The sequence below is a fragment of the Nocardioides marinisabuli genome (assembly GCF_013466785.1).
GTDB lineage: Bacteria > Actinomycetota > Actinomycetes > Propionibacteriales > Nocardioidaceae > Nocardioides > Nocardioides marinisabuli.
The window spans coordinates 2,267,499-2,279,912 of record NZ_CP059163.1; the positions used below are offsets into that span (position 1 = coordinate 2,267,499).

Consider the following 12,414-nt stretch of genomic DNA (forward strand, 5'->3'; position numbering starts at 1 on the left):
TTGAGTGCCTGGGCTGGTGGTCTAGGCCGGGCTCAAGCGGTGCTCGGCCGGCTCCGACGACCTCGGTGCAACACCACGCCGCTCCCTGCGTCTGGCCTGTGTCTGGCTCCGGGGACCGGTGACCCTCCCGATCCCCTCACAAGGAGAACGAACGACCATGCGCACTGCTCCCTCCACCACCCCCGAGACCAAGAAGGACCAGGGCTTCACGCTCATCGAGCTCCTCGTGGTCGTCGTCATCATCGGCATCTTGGCCGCCATCGCCATCCCGGTGTTCCTGAACCAGCGCGAGAAGGCTGTGGACTCGGGAATTCAGTCGGATCTAAAGGCCCTCGCCACCACGCAGGAGACTCACTACGTCGATGCCCGCGCTTACAGCGTGGACCCGGCGGAGCTGAAGACGGCAGGCTTCACGCCGACGAAGGGCAACGTTATCGGTGTTGCAATCGCAGCAGGTGGGAAAGCGTACTGCCTCAAGGGCACCAACGCCGGCGGCAGCAAGGACTTCTACTACGCATCGGATGACGGCGGCTTGAGTGACGCCCAGTCGGGTGCCTGCACCGGCTTGCTGGATGCCGACTTCACTGACGTGTCGAACGCCTGAGCGAGGTCGCGAGTATTCGGCATGTTCATCGAGCAGACTGATCTGCACGTCTCTGAGGACGGTCTGACGCGCACGCTCGAGCACCTGACCCGCGCGCTGCTCGACCCGGCCCCCAGCCAGGTCGAGCGGCCGCGGGTCGCGGTCGTTCCTTCTCCGCTTGGCGAGCCTGTCCACGAGCAGGAGCCGGTCGAGCCTGTCGTGCTGCGCCTCCCGCGTGGGGTCGACCTCCTGGCCGAGCTCGCGTTCCTCGACCGATGACACCGCCGCACGCACCCTCCCCGCGTGTCCGTTGCCTCGGCGACGGGCACGTGGGGCAGAGTCACGTCCCGACCATGGGGACCGACATCGATGACGCGCGCGCGGGCACGGCTGCGCTGTGGGCGGCGTACAAGCGCGAGGGCGGCGACGAGCTGCGCAACCGGCTGGTGCTGCAGTACTCGCCGCTGGTGAAATACGTCGCCGGCCGCGTCCGGGCCACCCTCCCGGCCAGCGTCGAGTCGGCCGACCTGGTCTCCGAGGGCGTCATCGGGCTGATGGACGCGATCGAGAAGTTCGAGCCCGACCGCGGCTGGGAGTTCCAGACCTATGCGGTGCCGCGCATCCGCGGTGCGATCATCGACTCGATCCGCGCCGCCGACTGGGTGCCGCGCAGCGTGCGCACCAAGCTGCGCCAGGTCGAGCAGGCGCAGGGCGAGCTGCGACTGCGACTGGGCCGCGAGCCCGAGCCCGCCGAGCTCGCGGAGGCGACCGGGCTGAGCCCGACCGAGCTGCGCGAGGTGCTCGAGCGCCCGACCACGATGACCAGTGCCGACGACGACGAGCTCGCCGAGATCGGCGACGCCGGTGGCGGGCTCGAGGACGCCTTCGAGGACGAGGGCACCCGCGAGCTGCTGATGGGCGCTGTGCGCCGGCTGCCCGAGCGCGACCAGGTCGTGGTGGCGCTCTACTACTTCGAGGGCTTCACCCTCGCCGAGGTCGGCCAGGTCCTCGGCGTCACCGAGTCGCGGGTCAGCCAGCTGCGCAGCCGGACGACCAAGGCGCTGCGCGCCGAGCTCGCGACCGCCCTGCTCGACCGCTGATCCTGACGATCCTCACCGCGGCACGCCGCGGGGAGGTGCGGGTCGTCAGGATCGTGGCGGGTCGCTCAGGCCGGGGCGGGCGGGTGCTCGACGCGCCGCGGGCGGCGCCGCGCGAGCGCCACGCCCAGCAGCGCCAGCACCCCGCCGACGTACGCCGCGCCCGGCGGGGTCTCGCCCAGCAGCGCCCAGCCGAGCACGATCGTGATCGGCGGGACCAGGTAGGTGGTGACGCTGAGGCTGCCGGCGTCCATGTGGGTCAGGGCGTAGGCGTAGGTGGTGAAGGCGATCGCGGTCGGGAAGATGCCGAGGTAGACCACCCACAGCACCGACGAGGTCGGCGCGACCTGCACCTCCTCGATGAGCGTGGGCAGGAACGGCAGGCACACGACCGCACCGATCGTGCAGGCCAGCCAGGTCACGTGCACAGCGGCCAGACGGGCCATCAGCGGCTTCTGCAGGATCAGGCTGACGGCGTAGACCACCGCGGCGAGCAGCACCAGGAAGACCCCGAGCAGGTCGCGGCCCTGGCTCTGCGACGTCGAGAGCCCGATCAGCGCGACACCGCCGAAGGCCAGCGCGAGCCCCAGGCCGAGCCAGGCGGTGAACCGCTCGTCGAGGAACACCGCGGCCAGCACCGCCACCAGCACCGGCGAGAGCTGGATCAGCATCGCGGCCGTGCCGGCGTCGACGCGCTGCTCGCCCTCGTTGAGCGCGACGTTGTAGACGCCGAACCACAGCACCCCGATCGCGGCGAGCGAGACCCACTCCCGCCGCGTCGGGCGGGGCACGCCCTTCGTCGCGGTCGCCACCACGCCCAGGCACAGCGCGCCCACCAGCAGCCGGCCCAGGCTCAGCGGGCCGGCGGAGAAGTCGGCGCCCAGGTGCCGGATCGCCACGAACGCCGAGGCCCACAGCACCAGCGTCACCGCCACGGCCGCCAGCGGCAGCCAGGACGTCGGGGTGGAGGCCGGGGGAGTGCCGGGCGCGGGGCGCTCGGTGCGGGTCGTCGTCACGACCGAAGCCTACGGTGACCCATGACGCCGGGTCACGCGGGAATCGGTCGTGACGGCCGCGCTCACAGGTCGAGCTTGTAGCCCAGCCCGCGCACGGTGACGAGGTACTTCGGCTCGCCCGGGTCGGGCTCGAGCTTGGCGCGCAGCCGCTTGACGTGCACGTCGAGGGTCTTGGTGTCGCCGACGTAGTCGGAGCCCCAGACCCGGTCGATCAGCTGGCCGCGGGTCAGGACCCGCCCGGGGTTGCGCAGGAACATCTCGAGGAGCTCGAACTCCTTGAGCGGCAGCCGCTGCTCGTGGCCGTCGACGGTCACCACGTGCCGCTCGACGTCCATGCGCACCGGGCCGGCCTCGAGGGTGGCCGGGGCCGCCTCCGGCTCGGCGCCGCGGCGCAGCACCGCGCGGATGCGCGCGACCAGCTCGCGCGGGGAGTAGGGCTTGGTGACGTAGTCGTCGGCGCCGAGCTCGAGGCCCACCACCTTGTCGACCTCGTCGTCCTTGGCGCTGACCATGATGACCGGCACGCTGGAGGTCTGCCGGATGGTGCGGCACACCTCGGTGCCGGGGATGCCGGGCAGCATGAGGTCCAGCAGCACGATGTCGGCCCCGTTGCGGTCGAACTCCACCAGCGCGGCGTTGCCGTCGGCGGCGATGGCGACCTCGAAGCCCTCCTTGCGCAGCATGTACGCCAACGCGTCGCTGTAGCTCTCTTCGTCCTCGACGACCAGTACCCGTGTCACGGGCTGTCCTCCTGCTCTTTCCTCTCGGACCCGAAGTGCTGGGGCAGGGTCAGGGTGAACGTAGACCCCTGCCCCTCCGCCGACCAGACCCGGACCTCGCCGCCATGGGTGGCGGCGACGTGCTTGACGATGGACAGGCCGAGCCCGGTGCCGCCGGTGGAGCGGTGGCGGGCGGGGTCGACGCGGTAGAAGCGCTCGAAGATGCGGTCCAGCTCGTCGGCGGGGATGCCGATGCCCTGGTCGACCACCGAGATGTCGACCGACCCGTCGTCGACGCGGGTCGTGACCAGCACCGTCGAGTCGGGGTCGGAGTAGGAGACGGCGTTGGAGACCAGGTTGGAGACCGCGGCGGTCACCTGCTTCTCGTTGCCGAAGACCTGCACGTCCTCGGTGCCGCCGATCGCGACCGAGATCCGCTTGGCGCCGGCGTCGATCGCCGAGGCGTCGACCGCGGAGCGGATCACCTCGTCGAGGTGCACCGCCACGGGCGCGTCGAGCGGGTCGTCGGCCTGCAGCCGCGACAGCTCGATGATCTGCTGGACCAGCTTGGAGAGCCGGTCGCTCTCGGTGCCCATCCGGGCGGCGAACCGCTTGACCGCCTCGGGGTCGTCGGCGGCGTCGACCATCGCCTCGGCCAGCAGTCGGATCGCGCCCACGGGGGTCTTGAGCTCGTGGGAGACGTTGGCGACGAAGTCGCGGCGCACCTCCTCGACCCGCCGCTCGCGGGTGCGGTCCTCGACCAGGGCCAGCACCAGGCGCGAGCCGAGCGGCGCGACCCGGGCGGTGACGTGGCGCGCGGGGGCGCCCGGGCGGGTCATCAGGATCTCGGTCTCACGGATCTGCCCGTCGCGGCGCACCAGGTGCACCTGCTCGGCGAGCGCCTCGGAGACCAGGCGCGAGCCGCGCACCAGCCCGAGCGCGTACGCCGGGGCGCTGGCCTTGAGCACCACGTCGCCCGCGTCGACCACGACCGCCGAGCTGCGCAGCACCGAGAGCACCGAGGCGATCCCGTAGGGCAGCACCGGCTCGGGCGCGGGAGGCACGGTGTGCTGCTGGCGGTCGCTGACGTGCCAGGCCAGCACGGCCACGCCGGCGACGAACGCCCCCACGACGGCAGCGATGAATGCCTGCAGCGTCGGGTCCACGTGCAGGATCGTACGCAGTCTCGCACCCGGGACCTGCCGATCCGGCCCCTGCTTCGCAACGTTCACCGCCCGTTCACCGCCCGACGACCACCGGACACCCCGCAGGTCGGCCGCAGTGCCTAGTCTCTTCCTCATGCGTGACGTCTTCCATGAGCAGCTCGACGCCGTCTTCGACGACCTGACCGCCATCTGCGGCCAGGTCGAGGTCGCCGTGCGACGAGCCACCGAGGCCCTGTTGAGCGGCGACGCCGCGGTCGCCGAGCAGGTGATCACCGACGACGCCGAGATCGACCAGGCGCGGGAGCGGGTCGAGGAGTCGGCCTTCCAGCTGCTCAGCCTGCAGCAGCCGGTCGCCGGCGACCTGCGCGTGATCATCGCGGCGCTGCGGATGGTCACCGAGCTCGAGCGGATGGGCGACCTGTCGGTGCACGTCGCCAAGATCGCCCGCCTGCGGGTGCCCAACGTGGCGGTGCCCGAGGGCATCAACGAGACCATGACCAAGATGGCCGAGACCGCCGAGGACATGGTGCGCCGCGTCGGCCAGATCATCCGCCACCGCGACGTGTCGGCGGCCATCGAGCTGGGCCGCGACGACGAGGTGATGGACCAGCTGCGCCGCCACAGCTTCACCCAGCTGCTCGGCGACGACTGGGCCCACGGTGTCGAGGCGGCGGTCGACGTCGCCCTGCTCGGCCGCTACTACGAGCGCATCGCCGACCACGCCGTCTCGATCGCCAACCGCGTCGTCTTCGTGGTCACCGGCGAGAAGCCGCACCGCGGCGAGGTCTGAGCGACCCGAGAGCCACCCGGCCACCCCCGACGCACACCGCCCCGACCCGTACGAACGGGTCGGGGCGGTGTTGGTCCGGGTTGAGCCGGGTCGGCTCTGGTCAGCTCGAGCCGGCTCGGCGCGAAGTATGAGCCGGCTCGGCGCGAGATTTGGGCCGGGTCAGCGACCCTGCGAGGCCACGGCCGCGGCGGCCGCCTCGGCGGCGTCGGGGTCGAGGTAGCGCCCACCGGGGACGGTGGGGGACAGGTCGGCGTCGAGCTCGTAGACCAGCGGCATGCCGGTGGGGATGTTGAGCCCGGCGATCTCGTCGTCGCCGATGCCGTCGAGGTGCTTGACCAGCGCGCGCAGGCTGTTGCCGTGCGCGGCGACCAGGGTGACCTTGCCGGCGCGCAGGTCGGGCACGACCGCCGACTCCCAGTAGGGCAGGAAGCGCTCGATGACGTCCTTGAGGCACTCGGTGCGCGGCATGTCGTCGCCGAGGTCGGCGTAGCGCGGGTCGCCGGCCTGGGAGAACTCGTCGGCGTCGTCGATCGGGGGCGGCGGCACGTCGAAGGAGCGGCGCCACTGCATGAACTGCTCCTCGCCGTACTGCTCGAGGGTCTGCTTCTTGTTCTTGCCCTGCAGCGCGCCGTAGTGGCGCTCGTTGAGGCGCCAGGAGCGGTGCACGGGGATCCAGTGCCGGTCGCAGGCGTCGAGGGCCAGCCCGGTGGTGGAGATCGCGCGGCGCAGCAGCGAGGTGTGCACGACGTCGGGGAGGATGCCGGCCTCGCGCATCAGCTCACCGCCGCGGCGGGCCTCGCCCTCGCCCTTCTCGGTCAGGGCCACGTCGACCCAGCCGGTGAAGAGGTTCTTGGCGTTCCAGTCGCTCTCGCCGTGGCGCAGCAGGACCAGGGTGCTGGTCGGGGCGCTCACTGGGTGTTCTCCGGCTCCGACTCGGCGCCGCCCTCGGGCTCGAGCTCGTCGCCCTCGAGGCCCTCCTCGCCGGGCCCGTAGTCGCGCACCGACTCCAGCGGCTCGCAGTCGTAGGTCCCGCCGCCGTCACCGTCGTCGCTGGCGAAGTCGAAGCCCTCGAAGATGCCGCAGTTCGTGACGACGGGGACGTCGATCTGCACCGACTCGCCGTTGTCGAAGCTCAGGCGCACCGCCAGGTAGTCGCCGGCGGCGAAGTCGCCGGTCACGGCGAAGCCGTTGTCCTCCTCGGAGAGGTTCTCGAAGCCCAGCGGGTCGATCGGGCGGGGCTCGACCTCGGCGCTGACCTGCTCGCCGTTCTCGCCGGACAGACCGGTGAAGGTGATGACGTCGGTGGCGGAGTTGTTGGCCAGCCCGCCGATGAAGGTGCCGGCGCCGTCGCGGCTGGCCACGATCGCCGCGCCCAGCACGTCGACCTCGGCGTCGCGCTCGTTGGCGCCCGCGGCCGGCGTGTAGGGCCGGTCGGTGGCGTAGTCGAAACCGCAGGAGGAGAGCGGGAGAGCGAGCGCGACCGCGCTGGTGGTCAGCGCGAGCTTGCGGCGGATCAGCATCGTGGGTCTCATGCCTTCGGTTCGTCGTGGGTCCGGCTGCGGGCCAGCCTAGCGTCAGCCGGTGCCCAACCCGCTGGTGGTGCCCACGAAGCCGATCGCGACCGTGACCAGGCCCAGGTAGAGCGCCGTGAGCGCCAGCAGCCGTGCCGCGCCCAGCCGCAGACCCAGCCGCAGCGGCAGGTAGGTCCAGCCGTCCTCGTGGTCGGCGACCAGCCCCCACAGCGCGGTGAGCAGGTGCACCCCGACGCCCAGCAGCGCCGCGAGCAGCACCATCGCCGGCTGCGGGGCCTCGTCGGTGCCGACGCCGCCCCAGCCGCCGTACGACAGGAAGGCGGGGTACGTCGCGAACGCCGCGGCCCAGGGCACGAAGGACAGCACCCCGGTGCGCAGGGTCAGGTTGCCCAGCAGCCCGATCGCCACCGAGCCGAGGTAGATCAGGCCGGCCGTGGGGCCGTGCGCGACCGAGAGCGGCACCAGGGCCAGCAGCCCGCAGGCCAGTGCGAACCACGCCGTGCCGGGGTCGAGGCGCCCGTCGGCGAGGGGCTTGCCCCGGGTCGCGTGGTGCGGCGGCGTCGCGGCGCCGGTCGACCAGGTCGTTGTGCCAGCCCAGCATCGCCTGGCCCACCAGCACGGTGAGCAGCACCAGCCCCAGCTCGCGGGTCGGGCGGTCCGCGAGCGCCGCGGCGACGCTCATCAGCACGGCGGTCGCCACGGCCTGGCGCGGGTGGGCGGCCTGCACCAGCAGCACCGGCGTGGCGTCGAGGATCCGGGCCGGGCCGGTACGTCGCGCCCGCGGCGTGGGCGGCGGCGGCGCGACGGGCGTGCCCGCCGGCTCGGCGGTCGCGGTGGATGTCGAGCCGGTCGTCGAGCCGGTCGTCGGGCCGGTCTTCGAGCCGGGCCCCGGGGTGGGAGCCGAGCCGGCGGCCGGAGGGGTGGGGCCCGGAGGGGTGGTGGGCTCGGCGACGGGCTCCCCGACGGGCGTCCCCGCGGGGCGCGGGGCGGCCGGGCGGCGGCGGGGCAGGTGGGGTCGGGCCATGCCCGGCAGTATCCCCGCCGAGGGGGCTCCTCGCGGGAGGTCCGCGCAGGTAGGAGGCACTTTTCGCCCGACGCGCCCGACGTCGGGGGTGGGGTGCGTCACGCCCCCGGGGAGGGCCGCCACCACACCCCCGAGCCATCTGTCAAGACCGCATTGCGCCTCTGACCTGCACAAACGATGCGGAGGACGCTTCGATCCCGTGTTAAGATGGCCACCTAGGAAGGGGAACCTGACATATGACTTTCACCGTCGGCGAAACGGTTGTGTATCCCAATCACGGGGCCGCTGTCATCGAGGACATCGAGATGCGGACCATCAAGGGCGAGGACCGTCAGTACCTGGTCCTGCGGATCGTTGCCCAGCAGGACCTGGTCGTTCGCGTCCCGGCCTGCAACCTCGACCTGGTCGGCGTGCGTGACGTCGTCGACAAGGAGGGCCTCGACCGCGTCTTCGACGTCCTGCGGGCCGCTCACGTGGAGGAGCCGACCAACTGGTCGCGCCGCTACAAGGCGAACCTGGAGAAGCTGCACAGCGGCGACGTCATGAAGGTGGCCGAGGTCGTGCGCGACCTGTGGCGCCGCGAGCGCGACCGTGGCCTGTCGGCCGGCGAGAAGCGGATGCTGGCCAAGGCGCGCCAGATCCTGGTCTCCGAGCTGGCCCTGGCCGAGAAGACCAACGAGGACAAGGCCGAGGTCATCCTCGACGAGGTGCTCGCCTCCTGACGGCGAGCACCACCTCCAGCACAGCGACATCTCGACGGCCCCCGGGTGACCACCCGGGGGCCGTCGTGCGTCCTAGGGTGGACCCACCATGACCCCACCCGACAGCCCCGACAGCACTGACAGCCCCGACAGCCTCGACAGACCCGACTGGTCCGACCTCGAGGACGAGGACGAGCTGCCGCCCGCGCTGGGCACCGTGCTCGAGACCAACCGCGGCTCGCTGCCCTTCGAGCTCCTGCACGGCGAGGCGCTGGTCGCCGTCGCCGCGTGGGGCCTGGGGGAGTCGGGGGTCACCCCCGTCGACATCGGCACCGAGTGGGAGGGCCTCGCGGACTCCGGCGAGCCGGTGGTGCTGCACGACTGCCTGTGCCCGATGACCCCGGCCGACTTCATCGCCGACTGCCTGCGCGAGTCCGTACGCCGCCAGGCGGTCGTCGTGGGCGTGCGACCGGTGACCGACACGGTCAAGACCGTCGACGGGGCGGACGCGCTGCCGACGGTGCGGATGGGGCCCGACCGGGAGCAGCTGCTGGTGGTCACCTCGCCGGTGGTGCTGCCCGCCGGCGTGGTCGCGGCGCTCGACGCGCTGCCCTCCGACGACATGGGGGAGCTGGTCGCGATGCTGGCCGAGCGCTTCCCGGTCGTGACCCGCGAGGCGCCCCCCGAGGGTCGTCGCGTGACCGGTCCCGAGGACGTCGCCGTCCTCGAGGCGCTCACCGCTCGCTGAGCGACCCGCCCGGCAGCGACCCGGTCCGGCCCAGCAGCTCCTCGGCCAGGGCGAGGTCCTCGGGCCAGGTGACCTTGAGGTTCGTGGGCCCCGAGGCGACCGCGACGACCGGCAGGTCGGCGTACCGGCTGAAGCAGGCGGCGGTGTCGGTGCCCTCGAAGCCGTCGTCGTCGGCGCGGCGGTAGGCCTCGAGCAGCGGGCCGGCCCGGAAGGCCTGCGGGGTCTGCACGCCCACCAGCGCGTCGGGCACCTGCTGCAGCCCCCGGGTCAGCACCCCGGCGACCGGGGCGCCGGGCAGCGCCCCGCCGCTGCTGCGCGCCGTCTCGAGGACCGCGGTGAAGAGCGCGGCCGGGGCCAGCGGGCGGGCGCCGTCGTGCACGACGACCAGGTCGGTGCGCCCGGCCTCGACGTCGGCGGCGAGGCTGCGCAGCGCCCGGGCCTCGGAGGCGTGCCGGGTGGCGCCGCCGGCCACGAGCCCGACCTCCGGGCGGCCCCGGCCCTCGTCGTCCGCGCCGGCGTCGTCCAGCGGCAGGTGCGGGGCCAGCGCCTCGGCGACCTCGTCGAGCTCGTCGGCGCGCGCGACCACCAGCACCCGGCCCACGCCGGGGGTGGCCAGCGCGGTGAGCACCGACCAGGCCAGCACCGGGCGTCCGGCCAGCGGCAGCAGCACCTTGTTGACACCCGCGCCGACGCGCGAGCCGGAGCCGGCGCCGAGGACGACCACGGTCGCGGTGGGAGAGGTCGGTGGGGTGGGGGAGGGCGTCGGGTGCGGCACGCGGTGACCGTACCCAGGCCCGGCTCGGGACGTCATACGGGCGGGACGTCCCCCGCCGCGGGGGTGATGACGTCCCGGGGTCTAGTCGATGGCCACCAGCAGCGCGGTCGCGATCGCCGCGACCCCCTCGCCGCGCCCGGTCAGGCCCAGCCCGTCGGTGGTGGTCGCCGAGACCGACACCGGGGCGCCGACCGCGGCCCGCCGCCCGGGCCTCGTCGCGCCGTGGGCCGAGACGGGGCCGGTTGCCGATCACCTGCACGGCGACGTTGACGACCTCGAACCCGGCCGCGCGCACCCGGCGGGCGGTCTCGGCCAGCAGGGTGGCGCCCGACGCGCCGGCCCACTCGGGCTCGGCGGTGCCGAAGTGCGAGCCCAGGTCGCCCAGGTCGGCGGCGGAGAAGAGCGCGTCGCAGGCCGCGTGCGCCGCCACGTCGGCGTCGGAGTGGCCCTCGAGACCGGCCTCCTCGTCGGGCCAGGAGAGCCCGGCCAGGTGCATCTCGGCGCCCGGCACCAGCCGGTGCACGTCGGTGCCGACACCGGTGCGCAGGGCGGCGTACGCCGGCGCGGGACGGTCGGTGCGGGGGCTCTGCTCGGGGGTGCCGTTCACATCGCGATCATGCCCGAGCGCGGGCCCCCGGGGGTGCGTGGGGGATGATCGACAGGTGGACGGACGTGCAGGCATGTGGCGGCTGGCCGGTCTGGTGGCCGGGCTGACCGGTCTGGCGACCAGCTACACCGCCGCGATGGTGCTGACCATCCGCGAGTCGCCGGTGGTCGCGATCGCCGAGGCCGTCATCCGGCTGACCCCGGGCCCGGTCGCCGACTTCGTGATCCGCTTCTTCGGCGCCTCCAACAAGGCGCTGCTGCTGGTGATGATCTTCCTGATCGTCTCGCTCGTCTTCGCCGCGCTCGGCACCGCCGCCCGCACCCGGTGGTGGGCGCCGCTGGCCGGCTACTCGGTGCTGGCGCTGCTCACCGCCGCGGCGGTGCTGCTGCAGCGGGGCTCCGGGCCGGTCGACCTGCTGCCCGTGGTCATCGGCTACCTCACCTGGCTGGTCGTGCTGGCGCTGCTGGTCACGCCGCTGCGGCGCGCCGAGCGGGCCGCGCGCGAACCGGCCCGTCCCGCCGTGCCGACCGACGTACCGCCCGTCGGCTCGCCGGCCGCGGCGCAGGGACGGCGCGCGTTCCTGGTGCGCGCGCTGCTGGTGGGCGGCGCGGCCGTGGTCGTCGCCGGCGCAGGCAAGGTGCTCGGCAGCGGGCGGCGCGCGGTCGAGGAGACCCGGCGGCTGCTGCGCATCGAGGGCGCGGGCCAGACCCCGCCGCCGCGCGGCTCGAGCCTGGGCGTCGACGACATCGCCTCGTGGCAGACGCCCAACGACGAGTTCTACCTGATCCACACCGCCCTGGTGGTGCCCGCGATCGCCCCGGTCGACTGGCGCCTGCGCATCCACGGCCTGGTCGAGCGCGAGATCGAGCTGACCTACGACGACCTGCTCGCCCGCGAGCGCACCGAGGCGTGGGTGACGCTGAACTGCGTCTCCAACCCCGTCGGCGGCGACCTGGTCGGCAACGCGCTGTGGACCGGCGTGCTCACCTCCGAGCTGCTCGCCGAGGCGGGGGTGCTGCCCGGCGCCGACGCGGTGCTGCAGACCTCCGAGGACGGCTGGACCTGCGGCACCCCGCTCGAGGCGCTCACCGACGACCGCGGGGCGATGCTGGCGGTGGCGATGAACGGCGAGGCGCTGCCCATCGAGCACGGCTTCCCGGTGCGCACCCTGGTGCCCGGGCTCTACGGCTACGTCTCGGCGACCAAGTGGGTCGTCGACCTCGAGGTGACCCGCTTCGCCGACTTCTCGGCGTACTGGACCCAGCGCGGCTGGGGCGAGCGCGGGCCGGTCAAGATCGCCTCGCGCATCGACGTGCCGCGCTCGGGGGAGAGCGTGCCGGCCGGCAACGTCGCCTTCGGCGGGGTCGCCTGGATGCAGGGCACCGGCATCTCGGCCGTGGAGTTCTCCGTCGACGGCGGGCCGTGGGTGCCCGCCGACCTGGGCCGCGTGCCCAGCGCCGACACCTGGGTGCAGTGGGCCGGCACCACCGAGGTCGCGCCCGGCGACCACCTGGTGCGGGTGCGCGCCACCGACAGCGCCGGCAACGTGCAGACCGACGTCGAGCGCGACGTGCTGCCCGACGGCGCGACCGGTCTCGACGAGGTCGACTTCACCACCACCGACACCACCGACACCGCCGCCGGCTGAGCCCGGTC

14 protein-coding genes and 1 pseudogene are annotated in these 12,414 nt (G+C 73.4%); 7 read left to right on the forward strand and 8 right to left on the reverse strand.

Translation table 11 applies throughout. From position 1 onward, the window contains the following. The first annotated feature begins 157 nt into the window (after positions 1 to 157). The 3 genes from H0S66_RS20765 (at position 158) to H0S66_RS10855 (ending at position 1,683) form a co-directional block, all read left to right on the forward strand. Positions 158 to 604, forward strand: a complete 447-nt coding sequence (locus H0S66_RS20765) for a type IV pilin protein (protein WP_179615401.1) — start codon at positions 158 to 160, stop codon at positions 602 to 604. A 21-nt stretch (positions 605 to 625) separates the two neighbouring features. Further along, the gene (locus tag H0S66_RS10850) at positions 626 to 862 is read left to right on the forward strand and encodes a hypothetical protein (protein WP_179615402.1); all 237 of its coding nucleotides are present in this window, start codon (positions 626 to 628) and stop codon (positions 860 to 862) included. Positions 863 to 936: 74 nt separating this feature from the next. Then, the gene (locus H0S66_RS10855) at positions 937 to 1,683 is read left to right on the forward strand and encodes a FliA/WhiG family RNA polymerase sigma factor (RefSeq protein ID WP_179615403.1); all 747 of its coding nucleotides are present in this window, start codon (positions 937 to 939) and stop codon (positions 1,681 to 1,683) included. Positions 1,684 to 1,748: 65 nt separating this feature from the next. On the opposite strand, the gene H0S66_RS10860 is transcribed toward H0S66_RS10855, so the two are convergent. The 3 genes from H0S66_RS10860 to H0S66_RS10870 all read right to left on the reverse strand — a co-directional run bounded on the left by H0S66_RS10860 (position 1,749) and on the right by H0S66_RS10870 (position 4,581). Next, positions 1,749 to 2,696, reverse strand: coding sequence for a DMT family transporter (locus H0S66_RS10860; RefSeq protein ID WP_258016862.1), 948 nt, complete (start codon positions 2,694 to 2,696; stop codon positions 1,749 to 1,751). Between the two features lie 62 nt (positions 2,697 to 2,758). After that, complete coding sequence (locus tag H0S66_RS10865; protein ID WP_179615404.1) at positions 2,759 to 3,436, reverse strand: response regulator transcription factor; 678 nt, start codon at positions 3,434 to 3,436, stop codon at positions 2,759 to 2,761. After that, a complete protein-coding gene (locus H0S66_RS10870) occupies positions 3,433 to 4,581 on the reverse strand; it encodes a sensor histidine kinase (protein ID WP_179615405.1) in 1,149 nt (382 codons plus the stop codon). Before H0S66_RS10870 ends, H0S66_RS10865 begins: the two co-directional genes overlap by 4 nt. Positions 4,582 to 4,714: 133 nt before the next feature. Between H0S66_RS10870 and phoU the strand changes: the two genes are divergently transcribed. Then, on the forward strand, positions 4,715 to 5,371 hold the full coding sequence (phoU, locus tag H0S66_RS10875; protein WP_179615406.1) for a phosphate signaling complex protein PhoU: 657 nt from the start codon (positions 4,715 to 4,717) through the stop codon (positions 5,369 to 5,371). Positions 5,372 to 5,530: 159 nt separating this feature from the next. On the opposite strand, the gene H0S66_RS10880 is transcribed toward phoU, so the two are convergent. Genes H0S66_RS10880 through H0S66_RS10890 form a run of 3 tightly spaced genes read right to left on the reverse strand, consistent with a single transcriptional unit; the run spans position 5,531 to position 7,365 of the window. Further along, the gene (locus tag H0S66_RS10880; protein WP_179615407.1) at positions 5,531 to 6,283 is read right to left on the reverse strand and encodes a phosphoglyceromutase; all 753 of its coding nucleotides are present in this window, start codon (positions 6,281 to 6,283) and stop codon (positions 5,531 to 5,533) included. Beyond that, on the reverse strand, positions 6,280 to 6,903 hold the full coding sequence (locus H0S66_RS10885; protein WP_179615408.1) for a hypothetical protein: 624 nt from the start codon (positions 6,901 to 6,903) through the stop codon (positions 6,280 to 6,282). The genes H0S66_RS10880 and H0S66_RS10885 overlap by 4 nt, the downstream gene beginning before the upstream one ends. Before the next feature lie 42 nt (positions 6,904 to 6,945). After that, complete coding sequence (locus H0S66_RS10890; RefSeq protein WP_180923580.1) at positions 6,946 to 7,365, reverse strand: hypothetical protein; 420 nt, start codon at positions 7,363 to 7,365, stop codon at positions 6,946 to 6,948. 798 nt (positions 7,366 to 8,163) lie between these two features. Between H0S66_RS10890 and H0S66_RS10895 the strand changes: the two genes are divergently transcribed. Together H0S66_RS10895 and H0S66_RS10900 are read left to right on the forward strand one after the other, a co-directional pair. After that, on the forward strand, positions 8,164 to 8,649 hold the full coding sequence (locus tag H0S66_RS10895; RefSeq protein ID WP_179615410.1) for a CarD family transcriptional regulator: 486 nt from the start codon (positions 8,164 to 8,166) through the stop codon (positions 8,647 to 8,649). Between the two features lie 88 nt (positions 8,650 to 8,737). Then, the gene (locus H0S66_RS10900; protein WP_179615411.1) at positions 8,738 to 9,376 is read left to right on the forward strand and encodes a 2-C-methyl-D-erythritol 4-phosphate cytidylyltransferase; all 639 of its coding nucleotides are present in this window, start codon (positions 8,738 to 8,740) and stop codon (positions 9,374 to 9,376) included. Here H0S66_RS10900 and H0S66_RS10905 read toward each other — a convergent pair. After that, a complete protein-coding gene (locus H0S66_RS10905) occupies positions 9,363 to 10,151 on the reverse strand; it encodes an IspD/TarI family cytidylyltransferase (protein ID WP_258016863.1) in 789 nt (262 codons plus the stop codon). The two genes, H0S66_RS10900 and H0S66_RS10905, sit on opposite strands and share 14 nt — an antisense overlap. 81 nt (positions 10,152 to 10,232) lie before the next feature. After that, positions 10,233 to 10,647, reverse strand: a pseudogene (ispF, locus tag H0S66_RS10910) (2-C-methyl-D-erythritol 2,4-cyclodiphosphate synthase). Between the two features lie 166 nt (positions 10,648 to 10,813). Between ispF and H0S66_RS10915 the strand changes: the two are divergent. Then, entirely contained in the window at positions 10,814 to 12,406 is a 1,593-nt protein-coding gene (locus H0S66_RS10915; RefSeq protein WP_258016864.1) for a molybdopterin-dependent oxidoreductase, read from the forward strand. The last annotated feature ends 8 nt before the right edge of the window (positions 12,407 to 12,414 follow it).

Bases quoted from the DNA above. Each gene is read 5' to 3' on its own strand.
- H0S66_RS20765 (WP_179615401.1), top strand. From the start codon at position 158: ATGCGCACTGCTCCCTCCACCACCCCCGAGACCAAGAAGGACCAGGGC.
- H0S66_RS10850 (WP_179615402.1), top strand. From the start codon at position 626: ATGTTCATCGAGCAGACTGATCTGCACGTCTCTGAGGACGGTCTGACG.
- H0S66_RS10855 (WP_179615403.1), top strand. From the start codon at position 937: ATGGGGACCGACATCGATGACGCGCGCGCGGGCACGGCTGCGCTGTGG.
- phoU (WP_179615406.1), top strand. From the start codon at position 4,715: ATGCGTGACGTCTTCCATGAGCAGCTCGACGCCGTCTTCGACGACCTG.
- H0S66_RS10885 (WP_179615408.1), bottom strand. From the start codon at position 6,903: ATGAGACCCACGATGCTGATCCGCCGCAAGCTCGCGCTGACCACCAGC.
- H0S66_RS10895 (WP_179615410.1), top strand. From the start codon at position 8,164: ATGACTTTCACCGTCGGCGAAACGGTTGTGTATCCCAATCACGGGGCC.
- H0S66_RS10900 (WP_179615411.1), top strand. From the start codon at position 8,738: ATGACCCCACCCGACAGCCCCGACAGCACTGACAGCCCCGACAGCCTC.